Source organism: Cupriavidus sp. 05T42 (assembly GCF_056396345.1).
Window position 1 is genome coordinate 20,263 of the sequence record NZ_JBFTLH010000014.1, and the last position, 17,655, is coordinate 37,917.

Annotated in this window: 16 protein-coding genes; 12 read left to right on the forward strand and 4 right to left on the reverse strand. The window is 65.5% G+C overall.

The window, feature by feature from the left end:
* The first annotated feature begins 99 nt into the window (after positions 1-99).
* The 5 genes from AC1EJR_RS18775 to pcaD are packed head-to-tail and all read left to right on the forward strand — an operon-like array spanning position 100 to position 3,963.
* Positions 100-1,440, forward strand: coding sequence for a short-chain fatty acid transporter (locus AC1EJR_RS18775; protein WP_477113543.1), 1,341 nt, complete (start codon positions 100-102; stop codon positions 1,438-1,440).
* A gap of 46 nt (positions 1,441-1,486) precedes the next feature.
* On the forward strand, positions 1,487-1,783 hold the full coding sequence (locus tag AC1EJR_RS18780; protein WP_092299562.1) for a YciI family protein: 297 nt from the start codon (positions 1,487-1,489) through the stop codon (positions 1,781-1,783).
* 14 nt (positions 1,784-1,797) lie between these two features.
* On the forward strand, positions 1,798-2,856 hold the full coding sequence (locus tag AC1EJR_RS18785; protein WP_092299565.1) for a cyclase family protein: 1,059 nt from the start codon (positions 1,798-1,800) through the stop codon (positions 2,854-2,856).
* 27 nt (positions 2,857-2,883) lie between these two features.
* Positions 2,884-3,168: a muconolactone Delta-isomerase gene (gene catC, locus AC1EJR_RS18790; protein ID WP_092299568.1), complete on the forward strand. Its 285-nt coding sequence runs from the start codon at positions 2,884-2,886 to the stop codon at positions 3,166-3,168.
* Positions 3,169-3,183: 15 nt separating this feature from the next.
* Positions 3,184-3,963: a 3-oxoadipate enol-lactonase gene (pcaD, locus tag AC1EJR_RS18795; protein ID WP_092299571.1), complete on the forward strand. Its 780-nt coding sequence runs from the start codon at positions 3,184-3,186 to the stop codon at positions 3,961-3,963.
* Between the two features lie 57 nt (positions 3,964-4,020).
* Here the strand turns inward: pcaD and AC1EJR_RS18800 are convergent, their stop codons facing one another.
* Positions 4,021-4,518 (reverse strand): hypothetical protein, encoded by a 498-nt coding sequence (locus AC1EJR_RS18800; protein WP_092299574.1) that lies wholly within the window; start codon positions 4,516-4,518, stop codon positions 4,021-4,023.
* A gap of 214 nt (positions 4,519-4,732) precedes the next feature.
* Here AC1EJR_RS18800 and AC1EJR_RS18805 point away from each other — a divergent pair, with 214 nt between their 5' ends.
* The 5 genes from AC1EJR_RS18805 to AC1EJR_RS18825 all read left to right on the forward strand — a co-directional run bounded on the left by AC1EJR_RS18805 (position 4,733) and on the right by AC1EJR_RS18825 (position 6,695).
* Positions 4,733-5,089: a hypothetical protein gene (locus AC1EJR_RS18805; RefSeq protein WP_092299577.1), complete on the forward strand. Its 357-nt coding sequence runs from the start codon at positions 4,733-4,735 to the stop codon at positions 5,087-5,089.
* Between the two features lie 268 nt (positions 5,090-5,357).
* Entirely contained in the window at positions 5,358-5,561 is a 204-nt protein-coding gene (locus AC1EJR_RS18810) for a cold-shock protein (RefSeq protein WP_092299580.1), read from the forward strand.
* Positions 5,562-5,734: 173 nt separating this feature from the next.
* The gene (locus tag AC1EJR_RS18815) at positions 5,735-6,112 is read left to right on the forward strand and encodes a hypothetical protein (RefSeq protein WP_092299583.1); all 378 of its coding nucleotides are present in this window, start codon (positions 5,735-5,737) and stop codon (positions 6,110-6,112) included.
* Between the two features lie 96 nt (positions 6,113-6,208).
* Positions 6,209-6,343 carry a hypothetical protein gene (locus tag AC1EJR_RS18820; protein ID WP_255370945.1) on the forward strand — a complete coding sequence of 45 codons (135 nt, stop codon included), beginning with the start codon at positions 6,209-6,211 and terminating at the stop codon, positions 6,341-6,343.
* 34 nt (positions 6,344-6,377) lie between these two features.
* Complete coding sequence (locus AC1EJR_RS18825) at positions 6,378-6,695, forward strand: hypothetical protein (protein WP_441593489.1); 318 nt, start codon at positions 6,378-6,380, stop codon at positions 6,693-6,695.
* 7 nt (positions 6,696-6,702) lie between these two features.
* Here AC1EJR_RS18825 and AC1EJR_RS18830 read toward each other — a convergent pair whose 3' ends face one another.
* Positions 6,703-7,563 carry a transglutaminase-like domain-containing protein gene (locus tag AC1EJR_RS18830; protein WP_477147386.1) on the reverse strand — a complete coding sequence of 287 codons (861 nt, stop codon included), beginning with the start codon at positions 7,561-7,563 and terminating at the stop codon, positions 6,703-6,705.
* A gap of 197 nt (positions 7,564-7,760) precedes the next feature.
* Between AC1EJR_RS18830 and AC1EJR_RS18835 the strand changes: the two genes are divergently transcribed.
* Positions 7,761-8,270: a hypothetical protein gene (locus AC1EJR_RS18835; protein ID WP_092299591.1), complete on the forward strand. Its 510-nt coding sequence runs from the start codon at positions 7,761-7,763 to the stop codon at positions 8,268-8,270.
* A 30-nt stretch (positions 8,271-8,300) separates the two neighbouring features.
* On the opposite strand, the gene AC1EJR_RS18840 is transcribed toward AC1EJR_RS18835, so the two are convergent.
* The gene (locus AC1EJR_RS18840; protein WP_441593488.1) at positions 8,301-8,708 is read right to left on the reverse strand and encodes a hypothetical protein; all 408 of its coding nucleotides are present in this window, start codon (positions 8,706-8,708) and stop codon (positions 8,301-8,303) included.
* 127 nt (positions 8,709-8,835) lie between these two features.
* On the opposite strand from AC1EJR_RS18840, the gene AC1EJR_RS18845 reads away from it, so the two are divergent.
* Positions 8,836-17,457 (forward strand): glycoside hydrolase family 94 protein, encoded by an 8,622-nt coding sequence (locus tag AC1EJR_RS18845; RefSeq protein ID WP_477113544.1) that lies wholly within the window; start codon positions 8,836-8,838, stop codon positions 17,455-17,457.
* Here AC1EJR_RS18845 and AC1EJR_RS18850 read toward each other — a convergent pair.
* A complete protein-coding gene (locus AC1EJR_RS18850) occupies positions 17,409-17,639 on the reverse strand; it encodes a hypothetical protein (RefSeq protein ID WP_092299600.1) in 231 nt (76 codons plus the stop codon). The genes AC1EJR_RS18845 and AC1EJR_RS18850 overlap by 49 nt on opposite strands.
* Positions 17,640-17,655 lie beyond the last annotated feature (16 nt).

Consider the following 17,655-nt stretch of genomic DNA (forward strand, 5'->3'; position numbering starts at 1 on the left):
CCAAAGACAAAGTCTTACCCTCCGATCCAAGCTAACTAGACGTTCGCATATAGAACGCAAGTTMGATATGTGGTCATTTCGGATTTCAGGAGACTTGCCTTGAACAAGGTTGCCGGGTTCTTTACAGAACTGATGCGCCGGTATTTGCCGGACCCCTTCGTGTTTGCGATTGGCCTGACGCTGCTCTCCATGGTGATGGCGATGCTGGTCGAGGGACAGGCCGCCAACACGATCATCCTGAACTGGGGCAAGGGGTTCTGGAACCTGCTCTCGTTCACCACGCAGATGGCCGTGATCCTGGCCATGGGCTATGTGCTGGCCACCGCGCCGCTGGTCGATCGTTTCCTGAACAGCATCGTCGCGCGCGTGCATACGCCGCGCGGGGCCATCATCGTGGCGACGCTGGTCGGCGGTATCGGTAGCTACCTGAACTGGGGCTTCGGCCTCGTGATCGGTGGCATCATCGCCCGCAAGCTGGCGCTCAAGGTGAAGGGGGTGCACTACCCGCTGATCATCGCGTCGGCCTATAGCGGCTTCACGATGTACGGCCTGGGCTTGTCCGCCAGCATTCCCGTGCTGATCTCCACGCCGGGCCATCCCATGGAAAAGCTCATGGGCGTGGTGGCGCTCAAGGACACGATCTTCTCCCTGCCGATGCTGCTCACGAGCCTGGCCGTGATCGTCACGCTGCCGCTGCTCAACGCGATGCTGCATCCGCGCGATGCCAAGGATGTGGTCGAGATCAAGGACGATGCGGAGGAGGGCCGCGCCGGCGCCGCCGGTGGCCACAGCATGGGCATCGAGAACACGCTGGCCGCGCGCATGAACAACAGCCGCCTGCTGAGCCTGGTCATCGGCCTGTGCGGCATGGCCTACGCGGTGCTGTACTTCACACAGGGCGGCACGCTGGACCTGAACCTGATCAACTTCCTGATCCTGTTCATCGGGGTGCTGCTGCTGGGCACGCCGGCCAACTACGTCGCCAAGCTGAACGAGGGCATCAAGACGATTTCAGGCATCATCCTGCAATATCCGTTCTATGCCGGCATCATGGCGATCATGGCGGGCTCGGGGCTGGTGGATACCATTTCGCGCGTGTTCGTGGATATCGCCACGCCGCAGACGCTGCCGTTCTGGGGCCTGGTGAGTTCGTTCGTGATCAACTTCTTCGCGCCGTCGGGTGGTGGCCACTGGGTGATTCAGGGGCCATTCATGATCGACGCGGCGAAGGCCATCGGCAGCTCGGTGGCGCAGACCTCGATGTCGGTGATGCTGGGCAACGCCTGGAACGACCTCGTGCAGCCGTTCTGGATCCTGCCGGCGCTGGCGCTGTCGAAGCTCAAGCTCAAGGACGTGATGGGCTATACCGTGATCATGATGTTCTGGGTGGGTGCCATCTATATCGTGGCGCTGCTGGCCTGGGGCATGCTGACGCACTGACCGATGTACTGACCGATGTACTGACAACCAACGCGGAGAGAATCGCATGCCGTTCCTGATCGAGACGTTCGACAAGCCGAATCACCAGCATGTGCGGCAGGCCAACCGGCCCGTGCACCTGGAGTATCTGGAAGCCAACAAGGCGCTGCTGCTGGCCTGCGGCGCCAAGCTCAACGATGACGGCAGCGATGGCGGTGGTGGCCTGTATATCGTCGACGTGGAGACGCGCGAGGCTGCGCAGGCCTTTATCGAAGCCGATCCGTTCCACAAGGCCGCGCTGTTCGCCGAGGTAAAGATCGTGCGGTGGCGCAAGGCCTATCTGGACGGTGTCCGTCATATCTGAACGAAGGCGTAGGTATGAAGCGATGGAAGCAACGGCCCGAAGGCGCCAACTGGGGCGACTTCGGTGAGGACGACCAGCTCGGCCGCCTGAACCTGATCACGGCGGCGCGCGTGCGTGCCGCCGCGCAGGAGATTCAAAGCGGCCGGACGTTCTGCCTGTCCCTGCCGCTGGACCTCCCCGGCGGGAATGTGCTGAACCCGCGCCGGCATCCGCCCGTGCTGCGTCCCACTTTCCGTGACGACGTGGCCTACGTGAACTTCCCGCTGGCCAAGGTCGATCCGCGCGCGCTGGACGTGCTCAGCGACGACCAGGTGCTGCTATCCATGCAGTACTCCACGCAGTGGGATTCACTGGCCCACGTGGGCGCGCTGTTCGATGCCGATGGCGATGGGGTGGCCGAACGCGTCTACTACAACGGTTTCCGGCCGAATGCCGATATCGTCGGTCCGGTTGACTATGCTGAAGCCGACCACTTCGCGGCTCATCCCTGCGGGCACGACCACAGCCATGCCGACGCGCTCGGCATCGAGACCCTCGCGGCGCACGGCATTCAGGCGCGCGGCGTGCTGGTCGATCTGGCCGAACACTACGGCCGCGAATGCCGGACGGTCGGCTACGACGACCTGATGCGCGTGATCGACACCGATGGCATCGAGGTTGGCAGTGGCGACATCCTCGTGCTTCGCACCGGATTCGCCGAGATGCTGGTCGAGATGGCTGGCGAGCCCGATGCCGAACTGTTGCATCAGAGCTGCTGCGCGCTGGACGGGCGCGACGACAAGCTGCTGCAGTGGATCACCGATTCCGGCATTGCCGCGATCGCGGCCGACAATTACGCCGTCGAGCGCTATCCGGCGCGGCCCGTGCCGGCGGAGCAGGGCCCCGTGCCGATGCTGCCGCTGCATCATCACTGCCTGTTCAAGCTCGGCCTGCCGCTCGGCGAACTCTGGTACCTGCGCGACCTGGCCGCCTGGCTGCGCGCCGAGGGTCGCCATCGGTTCTTCCTGTCGGCGCCGCCGCTGCGGCTGCCCGGCGCGATGGGGTCGCCCGTGACGCCCGTTGCCACTACCTGATTCCTCTCTCTTCACTAGGAGCCCACCATGCTGTTCATGGTCGAAATGACTGTTCGTATTCCCCAAACGCTCGACCCGGTTGTCGCCGACAAGATCAAGGCGGAAGAGAAGGCGTACTCCCAGCAACTGCAACGCGACGGCAAGTGGCGCCACCTGTGGCGCGTGGCTGGCCTCTACGCGAACGTGAGCATCTTTGACGTCAAGGATGCCGACGAACTGCACACGCTGCTGACTGGCCTGCCGTTGTATCCGTACATGGAAATGAAGGTGACCGCGCTGGCGCAGCACGCCTCTGCCATCGCCCAGAACTGAGCCCCGGAGACCGCCATGCCTTTTGCTGACCTTGCGGGCGTCAAGCTCCATTACCGGTTCGATGGCGATGAGAGCCTGCCCGTGCTGGTGCTGTCGAACTCCCTGGGTACCAGCCTCGATATGTGGCAGCCGCAGATCGCTGCGCTGACGCAGCGTTTCCGGGTGCTGCGCTACGACACGCGCGGCCACGGGCAGTCGTCCGTTACCGAGGGACCGTACAGCATCGCGCAACTGGGCGGCGACGTCATCGCGCTGCTCGACCATCTGGGCCTGCAACGCGTGCATTTCTGCGGGCTGTCGATGGGCGGCATCACGGGCATGTGGCTGGGCGTCCACCACGCTGACCGCCTTGACAAGCTGATCCTGTGCAATACGGCGGCCTATATCGGGCCGCCCGAGAACTGGACCAACCGTGCCGCCGCCGTGGAGCGTGACGGTGTGGCGTCGATTGCCGCCGCCGTAGTCGACAAATGGCTCACGCCGGACTTCGCGGCGCAGCAGGCGGATCTCGTGCAGACGTTGCGGACGATGTTGGGTGCCACCGACGCCCGCGGCTACGCGGCGAACTGCCTGGCCGTGCGCGATTCGGATCTGCGCAACGACGTGCAGCGCATCACCACGCCCACGCTGGTCATTGCCGGCACCGGCGATATCCCGACCCCGCCCGCCGATGGTCGGTATCTGGCGGAGAACATTCCGGGCGCCAGGTACGTGGAACTGTACGCCGCGCATCTCTCGAACCTGCAACAGGTGGAGGGGTTCAATCAGGCTGTGCTGGCGTTCCTGGATCGCTGACGCCTGAGGTGGGCAGCTACCCCCGCCGGACGCCCGGCGGGTAACCCCGGCAGGGTTTCACCGGATCTTGCCGAATCCCCCGGCGGCCCACTGCGCGCCGCTTTCCCGCGTCAAGCGGAAATCTGGTCGCACTTTGACGGTAGCGAGCACGTCCCCGAACTGCCCGACTGCCGTGAGGGTGCCGAATGGCTCGTACTCGTCCGGCGTGATGACAAGCTGGATCGTTACCGCGTCCGAGCCGACTTCCACGGTCACCTGCTTGTTCAGTTGCGCGTGCAACTGCTGTTCGTGTCGACGGATGACTTCCGAAGCGGTCTTCACCAGGGTCTGATGCGCTGTCGCATCGAGCGGCTTCGGATCGACCTTGTTTCGGCCCATGGTCCAGGGGCCGACCAGCGCGGGCTCGGAACTGCCATCCCGGATCATCTCGACGGCCCAGCCGTCACCATCCTCGTTCTTGATGACCCGCGCGGTCCAGCCCTTGTCTCGCCAAAGCCTGGGTTCATGGATGGGGGAGGACTCGGCCTCCGAAGGGACGGTGTCGCTGTGATTCATGGATCTCGTATTCAATGCATGCGGCCTTCGCCGCTGGCGCGCGGCAGCCGCTGCCATGGTGGCGGCTAAACGCCGCATTGTAATGGGATCAGTGTCTCGACGAAATGGCGCCCGCTGCCTTTGCGGGCGGCAGGGTGGTCCATGGTCCAATACCGGCGTTTTCCACGGTTGAATATCTTGGTGGAGTAAGCGAACGTCCTATGGAGCCAACAACATGAAATACTCCCTGCTCGTTGTGTTGCTMGCAGCCGCCGGATGCGCCAGCCCACCGCCGCCCGCGCCCCTTCCCCCGCCGCCGCCGGCCAATGCCAGCAAGGTAGGCCAGAGCCAGATGGCGCCCAAGGCGGCCGCGCAGTGCATCGGATCGAAATGGACGCAACCGGGCGGACAGCCGGCMATGATCCAGTACGTGTACGCCAACGATACGGCATTCGATGTCTTTGTCCCCGGCCAGACCCCGCCCGCCGGAACGGCCGCTATGGTCAGGCCCGCTCCGACCGGCACAGGCTCAACGCTGTATTTCCGCGGCAACGACGCCGCGGCGTCCAGCGTCTTGAGCCAGTGTTCCTAGGCCTGCCGGGATAGCGAAGCGCGCGTCAGGGGTGGCCGATGGCTGGCTTTTCCCCTGGCACGCCTCGGAATGGACGTCATCGGTCTCCCGGCCATCGATTCATTCGTAAGTTAGGTTGACCTGCCCCGGCATGACCTGTATAAGAGTCCTTGCAGGATCATCAAGCAGACCTCAGAGTTCATTGGCGAATCGCCACCTTCCTTGTTTCTTCCTTGAGTATCGTGCCTCGCCGGTATTTTCGTCGTGCGAGAATTTTTTAGGAATTGACATGGCAACAGGTACGGTAAAGTGGTTTAACGACGCCAAGGGCTTTGGTTTCATCACGCCGGAAGCAGGTGGAAATGATCTTTTCGCGCATTTCTCCGAGATCCAGGGCGATGGCTTCAAGTCGCTGCAAGAAGGACAGAAGGTGAATTACGTCGAAGGCAATGGCCCCAAGGGTCCGACCGCGACGAAGATTCAGCCCTCCTGAACTGACTCGACTGGCAACAGTCGTAGAAAAGCTCCGCAGATGCGGAGCTTTTTTTATTTGTGGCGGGTTTTTCCCTACGGAGAAATACACCCGCCGCGAGTGGGAGGGAAGGAGTAGAGTCGATAGGTAGTCGCAAATTCCGATACCTTCTCAATCAAGGGGGCGATTCCAGTATGCAAGGTGCCACTCTGCCATTCAGCTTCCTCTGCACATTAAACGCCGATGTCGAGCGCCTGGCCTACCATGTGGCGGTCAGTTTCCGGGATGGCAACCACCCGGCGGGCGTGCAATTTACAAGCTTCGTTGGCACCGGAAGGCGCTCCTTTTCGGTGCGCAGCCCAGACAGCGACCTCCAGCCCGCGACGGGTGAGACCTGCGAACAGCTATGCCGCATCGCCATTGGCCAGGTCCTGCGCGACCAGCTCTACAACAAGGCGGCCGACGGCGACCATGTGCTCGATCTCGACGTGTTGCCATGGGAGGGCGAACTGAAGCCCGTCGGCGCCGGCAATATCGCAAGGCGTCCTGCACGGCGATATTCGCCGGTTTAAGTCCGTCGGGCGGCTTCCCCCGATATATCCCTGAAGCGCACAGTAAGAGCGTATGCTGGTACTGCCAATCGGCAATCAATGCACCGGGAGCATCTCATGGCCAAGAGCCAACTACGCGGCAATCGCGAAGCAAAAAAACCCAAACAGCCCAAGAAGCCGGCCGTGCCGGCAAGCCCGATCGGAACGGTGCATTCTCGGATCGGCAACGACGGCGTCGGCAAGCGGAAGTAAATCGGCGGAAGCCGACCGATGAGGGAGGCGCATCATGATCCATCAGGACTTTAGCTCGACATTCCAGGGGCTGCCACTGACCGCCGAGCAGGAATCGGAAGTTCGTCACTACCTGAACAGGAAGGCCCGGCTCGGCCGGCCATGGGACACCGTGGAGTTGCGGGGAATGCTGGAAGACATGCTGCTGCCGCCCACGGCGGAAGATAGCGACGCCGGCGATACGCAACTGGAGCGTGTCGCCGCGGCGGAACGCGCGGCAGCGTTCGTCGACGACGCCATGGAACCGATCGAGGCGTACGAGGAATGGAACGCCGCCATGGAAACCGAGGGCATGAAAGGCGGCCAGCGCTGAAGGCTGGTTACCAGGTCGAGATGGCGCGGGGCGTGGCGAGCGGCATGCCAATGCCGGCAGCCGGATMGGTCAGTGCCTCGATTTCGATATAGGGCCGCTCCGACTGCACCTTCCCGAATATCGCCGCAAAAGGAACATCGGCGGCATCCCGGCCGGTGCCAATACGCAGCAGGCCGGTCGGAATCGATACCCCTGAGGGATCGAGCAGATACCAGCCGCCCGACAGGTACACCTCAACTACTGCGTGGAAATCCGGCGGGCCCATTGCCGGGTCCGCACCATAGTCCAGGCTGCTGGAAATGCGGGCCGGCATACTCAGCGCGCGGCAAATGGCGATCATCAGGTGGGCGAAATCCCGGCACACGCCGGTTCGCTCCACGATCGTATCGGTCGCCGACGTCCGTTCACTGGTGGAGTGCGAGAGAAAACGGATATGGTTGCGCGCCCATTCCCGGATCGCGTACACGCGCGGGTAGCCGGGGCGCATGCCGCCAAACTCACGCATCGCGAACTCCATCAGGCGGTCTGATTCGCAATAGCGGCTCGGCGTCAGGAAGGGCAGCACCTCAAAGGGCAGTTCGGCGACCGGGACCTGCCGTATCGATTCGCCATCGTCGAGTCGATGATCGATGTCCACCACACACTCATAGCGGATGGCCAGATGGCCCTTGTTCGCCCGAATCCGCAGCATGCGGTTGCACAGGACTGGATCTGTGTAGCGCGTGGCGGGCACCTCCGGCGTGATGGCGAGGTGCTCGGAAACGATGGACTGGCGTCCCGTCCTTGCGGCTTCGATACGCAACAGAAAGTCCGCTGTGGGATCCAGGATCTCATAGGACAGGTTCACCAGGTACCGGATGCGATTCATCGTTGACCTTGCGCCGATGTGGGGGAGGGAGACGGCATTCAGAGTGTACTGCTACGACGCTGCGCCTGTATTGTAAGGACGCTCGCATTTGTCGTGCCTGGACCTCTAAACTAGAGCCATGACGCGCCTTAGCAGGGTTCCGCTCTCCGGCCGCCGATGGCCCAACAGATATGCGGAACAACAGTCGGAGGCGAGTCATGCGCACGCTCCTATATTTCATCCTCAATGATGTGGCCACCGCCAAGCTGGCACAGACCCGGCTGCACGCGCTCGTGGCTGGCCCTCAGGAGCCGGATGGTCCGTGGTTTGTACGTCGAGACCGGCAGCCCGTCGAGAGCCTGCCCGGCACCGACACGGGCCAGATTACCTACCGCGATGAAACCGCAATGGGCGGATTTGTCGCCGGCGCCATTGCCGGCGTCGCCATCACCGTTGCGTACGGCACATCGTTTGGTCCGGCCGAAAGCACGATCGCCGCACTGGGGGTTGCCATGCTCGGCGGCATGCTGGGCTGGCTGCTCGGGGCAAGACTCGGTGGCAAGTTCCTGCGCGTCGGCTTGACGGAACGCCGACTCCCCATGGCGCCGGGGCAGCTCGTGATGGTGGCAAGTTGCCACGGCGGTTCCTGCGCGCCGATGCGCAGCATCGTCAAGGAGTTGGGCGGCGTTTGCCTCGCCGGGACAGCGTACCGCGGCTGGCCCCGTTGACCATGCGATAACGACGGCCCCGTCGACCATTCAGATCTGGGATTGCCTTTCCGTGGCCTGACAGTCCTTCTCCAGCATGGTGAGTACGTCGTAGAACACTTCATGCCAATCGGGGTGCGCGGGGTCGCCCACGTGTTGGTCATGGCCATCGGCAACCTTCGCGTGCAAGCCGTGACGCGTGAGTGTCATCACGACGGGCACCTCGGCGCTGTGCACCACGGCATCCCCTGCGTCGAACGTGACGACGTAACGAAAGCCGTAGCTTTTCGGACCGGGCTCTCCGGTCGGCTTGACCGATATCAGCGCGGGCGGCGCCTGCAAATATGCAGCCAGCTTCTCACTCGTGGATCTGGCGACCGATTCCAGCAAGGCCCTGTGATCCTTTTCGCGCGTCGATGCCTCGAAGAATCGATCGCGTAACGCTTCATACGGGGACATCGCGCCTCCTCGCCCTGCTGTGGGACAAAAGACCATGCCTCTACTGTAGAACGCGCGCGCAACGTCCGTACGTATCGGTGATCCAGGTCGCAGGTTCGTGGGGTGCCATCCTCAACGAAGGAAATAGATGCTAGAGGCCATTCGCCACGCTTTTTCGTTTCTGCCTACGCCGTCGCCATGGCATGACAAGGCGCCGGTTCGGGGAGAACTGTTTGGCATCGAACGGCTGGAGCAGCATGCGCAGAGCCTGGCGGCCGCGCAGACCGTGACCGCCAGCCCGCCCAGGGTCCCCACGCTGCAGAGCCGCCTCAAGGACAATGCGGCGGTCTTGCTGCGCGCCTACCGGGCCGGTGCGTCCGAATTGGAGAAGGGGCGCAGCGTGGTGCCCGCCGCAGAGTGGTTGCTCGACAACTACCACCTCGTCGAAGCGCAGGTCCGGGAGATTCGCGATGCCTTGCCGCCCGGCTACTATCGCCAGCTGCCCAAGCTGAGCAACGGACCGTTCGCCGGCTACCCGCGCGTCTTTGGCATTGCCTGGGCGTTTGTCGCGCACACCGACAGCCATATCGATGCCATCGCGCTGCGGCGCTTTATCGCCGCCTATCAGCGCGTGACACCGCTGACCATCGGGGAACTGTGGGCCGTCGCCATTACGCTGCGCATTGTCCTGATCGAGAACCTGCGCCGGCTCGCTGACCAGATGACGGCGGGGCGCGCCGCCCGCGCCGACGCCGATGGCCTGGCGCGCCGTGTACTGGTCGAGGGATGCGGCCGATCGGCGCTGGAAGCCGATATTGCGGCGCGTTCCGTCCTGCCCTTGTCGGAGCTGTTTGCCGCGCAGCTGGCCAAGCGGCTGCGTGACCAGGACCCCGTGACCACGCCGATCCTTGGCTGGCTGGAGGCGCGGCTCGGGCGGCAGGGCGTTTCCGTCGATGACGTGGTACTGCATGCCCAACAGCGGCAAGGGGCGTCCAATGTCACGGTCCGCAACGTCATTACCAGCTTGCGGTTGATCTCGGACCTCGACTGGACCGAGCTGTTCGAGGACGTCAGCCTCGTCAACCGGGTGTTGTGCGCGAACAGCACGTTCGCGCTCATGGACTTCCCGACGCGCAACCTTTACCGCAGCGCCATCGAGCGCCTGGCGCGGGGCGCGACGCTATCCGAGCTGGAGATCGCCGACCGCGCGGTAGGGGCCGCCCGTGCCGCGACTGGAATTGGGCACGATGCGGGCCGCGTCGAATGCGCGACGGACGCCGGCTACCACCTGATCGGTGACGGACTCGCTACCTTCGAGGCGTCGATCGGATACCGACCCACCGTCGCGCAGCAGCTCAGCCGCTTTCATCTCCGGCTCGGCATCGGCGGCTACCTCGGGGCGACGTTGCTGGTCACCGTCCTGCTGCTCGCTATCTCGTTGTGGCTTCTGGGAGTTCCGGCGCTGGCCGCAACGGGCGGATGGCCCATGCTGCTCGCGCTCGTTGTGCTGATCTGGCTGATCCCCGCCAGCGAAGTCGCCTTCGCGCTGATCAACCGGGCGATTGCGTGGCACTTCGGGGCCGTCATCCTGCCCGGTCTGGCGCTTTCTGCCGGCGTGCCGCGCTCCCTGCGGACCCTGATCGCCGTGCCGACGCTGTTGTCCGGCGAGCCCGAGCTGCGCGCCCAGATCGAGGGGCTGGAGGTGCACCATCTTTCCGGGGCCGGCGGCGACTTGAGTTTCGCCTTGCTGACCGATGGCGTAGACGCCGATCAGGAGGTCATGCCCGGCGACGCGCATCTGCTCGCAGTCGCCGCCGACGCCATCGCGCTACTCAACGAGCGCCATGGCCCAGGGCCAGCGGGAGACCGCTTTCTCCTGCTCCATCGGCGCCGCATCTTCAATGCGGGCGAGGGCGTCTGGATGGGGTGGGAGCGCAAGCGCGGCAAGCTGCACGAGCTGAACCGCCTGCTGCGGGGCGCCACCGACACCAGCTATGTGCCGGTGGGCGGCGCGCCGCCGCGCGTACCGGCTGACGTCCGCTATGTCATTACGCTGGATGCGGACACGCGCCTGCCGCGAGACGCCGCGTTGCGGCTGATCGGCAAGATCGCGCATCCGTTGAACCGGCCCCGCTTCGACCCTGCGCTGCAGCGGGTCATCGGCGGCTATGCGGTCCTCCAGCCTCGGGTGACCCCGTCGCTGCCGGTTGGGCGGGAGGGATCGTTGTTCCAGCGCATCTTCTCCGCGCCGGGCGGCATCGATTCCTATGCCACCGCAGCATCCGATGTCTATCAGGACTTGTTCAACGAAGGGTCGTACGTTGGCAAAGGCATCTACGACGTCGACGCCTTCGAGGCGGCACTGTCCGGCCGGATCGCCGATAACACCGTGCTCAGCCACGACCTGCTCGAAGGCATGTTCGCGCGTACGGGCCTGGCGTCGGATATCGAGGTGGTCGAGGAATTTCCCGCGCGCCATGACGTGGCCGCCAAGCGGCAGCACCGCTGGACGCGCGGCGACTGGCAACTCCTCGGCTGGATCTTCGGACACCATGCCGGGCGCGATGCGGTGCCCGCCGTAGGCCGCATGAAGATGTTCGACAACCTGCGTCGCTCGGTCCTGCCGCTCTGCCAGCTGGCGGCGCTCGCGACGAGCTGGCTCGCGCCCGCGCCGCTCAACCTGCATGCCACGCTGCTGGTGCTGGCCGCCATCAGCATCCCGATCCTGCTGCCGGGCCTGCTTTCGCTGCGCCCCCATCACACGGCGGTGCGATGGCGCAGCCACGCGGCGATGCGGCTGGCCGATCTGCGCACCGCCGCCATGCAGATCCTGTTCACCGTGGCGTTCCTGCCGGACCAGGCTTGGAGCACCGGCGACGCCATCGTCCGGACACTGACGCGGCTGCTCCGCACGCGGCGCCACTTGCTCGAATGGACGACTGCCGCGCAGTCGAAGCGCAATCCCCGGCTCGATCTCGCGGGGTTCTACCGTCGCATGCTGGGCGGGGTCCTGCTGACCGTGGTGGTGGCTGCCATCACGATCGGTGTCGCGCCATCCGGCTGGCCGCTGGTGACGCCGTTTGTCTTGCTGTGGCTCGCCGCGCCGGCGCTCGCGCTGTGGGCCAGCCGTGCGACGCGCGCTGCGCCCCGGCTTACGCTGTCCGAGGAGGAAGCGGGAGAACTGCGCCGGATCGCGCGTCGCACGTGGCGCTACTTCGAGGTCTTCGTCACGCCGGCGGACAACATGCTGCCCCCGGACAACGTGCAGGAGAGCCCCCGGCAGGTCGTGGCGAACCGGACTTCCCCGACCAATATCGGCCTGTACCTGCTGTCCGCCGTGGCCGCGCACGACTTTGGCTGGGCGGGGACGACCGAAACGGTGGCGCGGCTCGAGGCCACGTTTGACGCGCTGCGACGGCTGTCGCGCTATCGCGGACACTTCTTCAACTGGTATGGCACCCAGGACCTCCCTGCGCTCACGCCCGCCTATGTGTCGTCCGTCGACAGCGGCAATCTGGCCGGCCATCTCATCGTGCTGGCCAACGCCTGCGAAGGCTGGGCGCGCACGCCCGCCGCTGCGACGGAGGCGCCGGAGACACGCAAGGGCATGCAGGACAGCGTCAAGCTGGCCCATGAGGCACTGGGGAGTTTGCTGCAGGCAGGCAGCGAGCAGGGCCGCGAGGTCGAGGCGTTGCTGAACGAGATCGACGATCATCTGCACGGCGCGCAGCGGATGGCCACGTTGATGCCCACGCTGCGGCGGCTGGCCGACCACGCCACGCGGCTCTGCGCGGACATGCGCCCGGCCGCCGGCAATGACGCGCTGGGTGACCTCTCGTTCTGGCTCGGCGCCCTGTCCAGACGGGCGGTAGAACATGAGCGCGATGGCGCGGCGCTTGCCGCCGCGTCGCCAGACGTGGCTGTCCGGCTTCTCGCGCTCGCCAGCGAAGCGCGCGAGATGGCGATGTCCATGGATTTTTCCTTCCTGTTCAACGGGGAACGCAAGCTGTTGTCGATCGGCTTTGCGATGGACGATAACCGGCTCGACACCAGCTGCTACGACCTGCTCGCCTCGGAGGCGCGACTGGCCAGCCTGTTCGCCATCGCAAAAGGGGATGTGCCCACGCGGCACTGGTTCCGCCTGGGCCGTGCCGCCACACCGCTCGGCAACGGTTCGGCGCTGATCTCGTGGTCCGGCTCCATGTTCGAATACCTGATGCCGTCACTGGTGATGCGTGCGCCGAAGGGCAGCCTGCTCGAACAGACCAGCTGGCTGGTGGTCGAGCGCCAGCGCACCTACGGTCGCTCGCTGAGCATTCCCTGGGGCATCTCGGAGTCCGCGTACAACGCGCGCGATCTCGAGTTCACGTACCAGTATTCGAACTTCGGCGTGCCAGGCCTCGGCCTGAAGCGGGGGCTTGCCGAGAACGTGGTGATTGCGCCGTACGCCGCCGCGCTCGCCGCCATGGTTGACCCGCCCGAAGCGCTGCGCAACTTCAGGGATCTCATGCGCATCGGCGCGCTGGCTCGGTACGGCTTCTACGAAGCCATCGACTTCACGCGTTCGCGCTTGCCGGAGAACCAGGATCACGCCATCGTGCGGGCCTTCATGGCCCACCACCAGGGCATGAGCATTGTCGCGCTCGCCAACACGCTGCTGCACGGCGTCATGCGCGAGCGCTTCCATCAGGAGCCGATGGTCCAGGCGACCGAACTGCTGCTGCAGGAGCGCATTCCGCGCAATGTGGCGATCGCGCCGCCGCGTGCCGAGGACGTCAAGGCTTCGGCGATTGCCCCCACGGTCCAGGATTCGACGGCCAGGCGGATGCCTGGTGCGGTCGTCGGGCCACCTGTCACCCATCTGCTCTCGAACGGGCGCTACACCGTCATGCTGACGGCAGCGGGGGCCGGCTACAGCCATTGGCGCGACCTGTCGGTCACCCGGTGGCGGGAGGACGCCACCTGCGATGAAGATGGGTCGTTCATCTTCCTGCGCGACAACGAGGACGGACGGGTCTGGTGCGCCGGCGCGTGGATCCCCGGCAGCGATGATGTTGGCGAGGACAACGAGGTGCTGTTCGTCGAGGACCGCGCGGCGTTCCATCGGCGCGATGGCGCGCTGACCACCACGCTCGACGTGCTGGTATCGGGCGAGGACGACGGCGAGGTGCGGCGTGCGTCGCTGTCCAACAGTGGTCGCCGAACCCGCGAGATCACGTTGACCTCCTACGCCGGGCTGGCGCTCTCGGCGCAGGCGGCGGACGTCGCGCATCCGGCGTTCTCCCGGCTGTTCATCCAGACCGAGTATCTGGCCGAGTTCGGCGCACTGATCGCGACCCGCCGGCCCCGCTCGCAAACCGATCCGCAGATCTGGGCCGCGCATTTCGCGGTGGTGGAGGGGGACGTCTGTGCCGACCCGGAGTATGAGTCCGACCGGGCGCGCTTCCTGGGGCGGGGTCGGACCATCATGACGGCGCGCGCAGTGCAGGACGGCGGGCCGCTCTCGAATACGACAGGCACGGTGCTGGATCCCATCTTTTCGCTGCGGCAGCAGGTGCGCATCGCCCCCGGTGGGGTGGCGCGCGTGGCGTTCTGGACCGTCGTGGCGGCGTCGCGCGCCGAGCTGCTCGATCTGATCGACAAGCACCACGATCGCAGCGCCTTCGACCGCGCCCGGACCCTCGCATGGACGCAGGCGCAGGTCCAGCTGCGTCATCTGGATATCAAGTCGAACGAGGCTGCGGACTTCCAGCGGCTGGCGGCAGCCATCCTGTACGCGGACCGCCGCCTCAGGGCGCCATCCGGGGCGATCGCGCGCGGCGCTGGCCTCCAGTCCGGGCTGTGGCCGCACGCCATCTCTGGCGACCTGCCGATCGTTCTGTTGCGTATCGACGAGATCGACGATATCGCGCAGGTTCGCCAGTTGCTGCGTGCGCATGAGTACTGGCGCATGAAGCGGCTCGGCGTCGATCTCGTTATCGTGAACGAGCATGCCTCGTCGTATGTGCAGGACCTGCAGGTCGCCATTGACACAGCGGTACGMAGCAGCCAGTCGCGGCCGCGTCTGGGCGAGGAGTTCGCCCAGGGGGCGGTCTACGCGCTGCGCGCCGACCTGATGACCGGCGAGGCGCGTGCGTTGCTGCAGTCCGTCGCACGCGTGGCGCTGATTGCACGCCGGGGCGCGATTGCCGACCAGCTTGCACGGATTCCCGATCCGGCGTGGGCACCGCCGCCAACGTTGCCGCTTACGCCGCCGCCGTCCCGGTGGCCGCCTGCCGTTGCAAGTACCTCGTACGATCGGGCCTCGCTCGAGTTCTTCAACGGTTTGGGTGGCTTCGCCCGGGATGGCCGGGAGTACGTCGTGATCCTGGAGGACGGCTCCACCACGCCGGCGCCATGGATCAATGTCATTGCCAATGACGGCTTTGGCTTCCAGGTGTCGACCGAGGGCAGCGGCTATACGTGGTCCGTCAACAGCCGGGAGAACCAGTTGACGCCATGGTCCAACGACGCCGTCTCGGACCCGGCAGGGGAGGCCATCTACGTGCGCGACCTGGCGTCGGGCGAGGTCTGGACAGCCACCGCGCAGCCGGTGCGTGATGGCGGCAAGTACATCGCCTGTCATGGCTTTGGATACAGTCGATTTTCACACGTGGCGCACGGCATCGGGCTGGAGCTGCTGCAGTATGTGCCGGTCGATGACCCGGTGAAGATCTCGCGGATGACGCTGCGCAATCTCTCCGGGGAGCATCGGCAGCTGTCCGTGACGGCCTATGTCGATTGGGTCCTCGGCCTGTCGCGCGGCGCCTCGGGCCCTTACATCGTGACCGAGTTCGATGCGGAAAGCGGCGCGATGCTGGCGCGGAACCCCTGGAATCTCGCGTTTCCCGGCCGGGTCGCGTTCGCCTGTCTGGTCGGGACCACGACGAGCTGGACAGCCGACCGAAGCGAGTTTATTGGCTATCGCGGCACGCTCGGCCGCCCGGCGGCGCTGGTTGCCCCCGCCGGCTCGGCATCGCTTTCCGGCGCGGCCGGCGCGGGGATGGATCCTTGTGCGGCCCTCCAGTGTCATGTCTCGCTCGCGCCGGGCGAATCCACCGAGGTGGCCGTGCTGCTCGGGCAATGCGCCGGCGCCGATGAGGCCCGCGCCTTGATCGCCCGCTATCGCGCCGAGAATCTCGACAGCACGCTCGCGGCCGTGACGGCGCAATGGACGGATCTGCTCGGCGCGGTGCAGGTCAAGACGCCGGATCGCGCGATGGACATCATGCTCAATGGATGGTTGCTCTACCAGACGCTCGCCTGTCGCGTCCGGGCCCGTTCGGCGTTTTATCAGGCCAGCGGTGCCTACGGGTTTCGCGACCAGTTGCAGGACACCATGGCGCTCACCTTCGCCCGCCCCGCCGAGACGCGGCGCCATCTGCTGCGCGCCGCCGCGCGGCAGTTCGAGCCAGGCGACGTCCAGCACTGGTGGCTACCGCATTCCGGGCAGGGCGTGCGCACGCGGATTTCGGACGACTGCGTCTGGCTGGCCTTCGCCACGGCGACCTATGTGATGGGGGCGGATGATGCCGCGGTGCTGGACGAGCGCATCCCCTTCCTTGACGGGCCGGCACTGGCTGCCGGCGACCACGACCTGTTCTTCCAGCCCATGGTGGCTGAGGCCAGCGCGTCGCTGTTCGAGCACTGTGCGCGCGGCATTGACCGCTGCATCGGCCTGACAGGCGAGCACGGCCTGCCGCTGATTGGTGGAGGTGACTGGAACGACGGGATGAATCTGGTAGGCGCTGGCGGCAAGGGCGAGAGCGTCTGGCTGGGATGGTTGCTCGCCCGCACTATCGCGCTGTTCGCCCCGCTGGCTGACGCGCGCGATGCCGACCGTGCCGCCAGATGGCGGGCCCATGGGCTGGCACTGCGCGAGGCGCTGGAACAGCATGGCTGGGATGGCGCGTGGTACCGCCGGGCCACCTACGATAACGGCACGCCGCTGGGCTCGAAGGACAGCGAGGCCTGCCGGATCGATGCCATCGCCCAGTCCTGGTCGGTGCTGTCTGGCGTGGGCGACCCTGCCCGAAGCGCGATGGCCATGGCGTCGCTCGACCAGCGGCTTGTCCGCCGCGACGAAGGGCTAGCGCTGCTGTTCTCGCCGCCATTTGACGGGGGCGTGGACGACCCCGGCTATCTCCGGGCTTACCCGCCCGGTGTCCGCGAGAACGGTGGTCAGTACAGTCACGCCGCGATGTGGAGCGTCCTGGCCTTTGCGGAGCTGGGGGACGCGGACACTGCCGTCGAACTGTTCTCGATGCTCAACCCGATTCACCATGCGCTGACGCCGCAGGCAACGGACCGCTACAAGGTGGAGCCTTATGTGGTGGCGGCCGACGTCTATTCGGTCGCCCCCCACGTCGGCCGTGGCGGCTGGACGTGGTACACCGGGGCGGCGGGATGGATGGTGCGGGCAGGCGTCGAGGGCATCCTCGGCATCCGGCGGGAGGGCGCCTGGCTGCTAATCGCGCCACGGATTCCCGCAAGCTGGCCGGGCTTCCAGGCCACCATCGCACTGGGTGCCGGCCACTACGATATTCGCGTGGAGCGAAGGGGTGCCAACGATCCAGTGTCGGCCGCAATGCTGGATGACTTGCCCATCCCCTGTGTCAACGGCGCCGTGCGCGTGCAGTTGGAGGACGGGGAGCACCGTCTGGTCCTTCGCCTCGGCGACGTTCAGCTTCGGACGGCGCCGTCCTCGAACTTGGCAAATACGCGGGCCTGAACCGCTTCCATGATGGCGAGCGTGCTCTCGTCTGCTGGGGCGCTGGCCGTCACGCCGGTCGCGTCCTTCGGCTTGGCGCCGAGAGGGTAGAAGACAAACTCGGCGTCGATCTTGCCGGCCGTTTCCTTTTTGAGGCGTCGGTTGAGTGCTTTCAGGTACTGCTTCTTGTTGGTCTTTGACATGTTTTCCCGTTGACGT

What these genes read in the sequence shown, in the direction of transcription:
- AC1EJR_RS18800 (WP_092299574.1), bottom strand. Translation starts at nt 4,518, where the DNA reads ATGAATCACAGCGACACCGTCCCTTCGGAGGCCGAGTCCTCCCCCATC.
- catC (WP_092299568.1), top strand. Translation starts at nt 2,884, where the DNA reads ATGCTGTTCATGGTCGAAATGACTGTTCGTATTCCCCAAACGCTCGAC.
- AC1EJR_RS18810 (WP_092299580.1), top strand. Translation starts at nt 5,358, where the DNA reads ATGGCAACAGGTACGGTAAAGTGGTTTAACGACGCCAAGGGCTTTGGT.
- AC1EJR_RS18820 (WP_255370945.1), top strand. Translation starts at nt 6,209, where the DNA reads ATGGCCAAGAGCCAACTACGCGGCAATCGCGAAGCAAAAAAACCCAAA.
- AC1EJR_RS18780 (WP_092299562.1), top strand. Translation starts at nt 1,487, where the DNA reads ATGCCGTTCCTGATCGAGACGTTCGACAAGCCGAATCACCAGCATGTG.
- AC1EJR_RS18850 (WP_092299600.1), bottom strand. Translation starts at nt 17,639, where the DNA reads ATGTCAAAGACCAACAAGAAGCAGTACCTGAAAGCACTCAACCGACGC.
- AC1EJR_RS18785 (WP_092299565.1), top strand. Translation starts at nt 1,798, where the DNA reads ATGAAGCGATGGAAGCAACGGCCCGAAGGCGCCAACTGGGGCGACTTC.
- AC1EJR_RS18825 (WP_441593489.1), top strand. Translation starts at nt 6,378, where the DNA reads ATGATCCATCAGGACTTTAGCTCGACATTCCAGGGGCTGCCACTGACC.
- AC1EJR_RS18815 (WP_092299583.1), top strand. Translation starts at nt 5,735, where the DNA reads ATGCAAGGTGCCACTCTGCCATTCAGCTTCCTCTGCACATTAAACGCC.
- AC1EJR_RS18835 (WP_092299591.1), top strand. Translation starts at nt 7,761, where the DNA reads ATGCGCACGCTCCTATATTTCATCCTCAATGATGTGGCCACCGCCAAG.
- AC1EJR_RS18840 (WP_441593488.1), bottom strand. Translation starts at nt 8,708, where the DNA reads ATGTCCCCGTATGAAGCGTTACGCGATCGATTCTTCGAGGCATCGACG.
- pcaD (WP_092299571.1), top strand. Translation starts at nt 3,184, where the DNA reads ATGCCTTTTGCTGACCTTGCGGGCGTCAAGCTCCATTACCGGTTCGAT.